At 60.3% G+C, this 1,030-nt stretch carries 1 protein-coding gene; it reads left to right on the top strand.

The window, feature by feature from the left end; translation table 11 throughout:
- Positions 1-167: 167 nt before the first annotated feature.
- Positions 168-1,030: IS110 family RNA-guided transposase (locus tag ACM0O9_RS19775; RefSeq protein WP_495495906.1), on the top strand; the 863-nt coding region annotated here is incomplete at its 3' end.

The raw sequence follows: 1,030 nt of genomic DNA, 5'->3' as shown, positions 1-1,030 counted from the left end.
GATCTCGACGATCCGTAGCCAGGATCGCGACGATCGCCCTGTAGCTTGGCGCCCACGCCGGAATCTCCCTTGATCCGCCCGAACAGTTGCTGGAGCGACCACTCGAAGCGATAAGACTGGGCAAGCGGGGGAGCTCTCGACCCTACCAGACTATACGGAGTCAGGTGATGAACGGGATCGGGATTGATGTCAGCAAGCGTCAGCTGGATATCGGTACGACGGACGGACAAACTCTGCAGGTCAGCAACAACCGGTCCGGGTTTTCTGAACTGGATGTTTGGCTGAAGAAGCGTCCGACCAGCCAGATCGTGCTTGAAGCCACAGGTGGCTATGAGCAGCCGGTGCTGGATTTCCTGCACAAGGCCGGTCATCCGGTGGCCCGTGCCAATGCCTTGCGCGCCCGGAAACTGGCTCAGGGGTTGGGTCAGATTGCCAAAACCGACCGTTTGGATGCCCATGCGTTGGCGCAGATGGCCTCCCTGGTGAAGCTGCCTCCCTATCAGCCGCTGCAGTCTTGGCAGCAGAAGATGCGGGAGTTCGTTCGGGCACGTCGGCAGGCGATGGACGCCCTGACCATCGCGCGGCAGCAGCAGGAAATGGTGCTTGATCGTGAACTGCGCCGACTACTGCAAGGCAACATCACCCGCCTCCAAACGACGGTTGAGCGTCTGGGCAAGCAGATCGCCGAGCAGGTTGGTCAGCAGCCTCAACTGAAGACGCTGAAGTCGATGAGGGGCGTAGGGCCTGCGCTGCAGGCAGTTCTAGCCAGCTATCTGCCAGAGCTTGGCAGGATCACTGGCAAGCGCATCGCCAGCTTGGTCGGGGTAGCCCCGATGTCCCAAGACAGCGGCACGATGAGAGGAAAACGAAGCATCCATGGTGGAAGAGCCGAAATCCGGCAAGTGCTCTACATGGCGGCAATGTCGGCCATGCGGCATGAACCTCGGTTGCGCGATTTTTACCAGTCGCTACGAGCCCGTGGCAAGGAAGGCAAGGTGGCCATCGTGGCAGTGATGCGGAAGATGCTGGT

Source organism: Stenotrophomonas sp. FR012, assembly GCF_047520565.2.
In the GTDB taxonomy this organism is placed as follows: Bacteria; Pseudomonadota; Gammaproteobacteria; order Xanthomonadales; family Xanthomonadaceae; genus Stenotrophomonas; species Stenotrophomonas sepilia.
The sequence above is the reverse complement of the archived record's forward strand: the minus strand, read 5'-3'. Positions and strand labels throughout refer to the sequence as shown.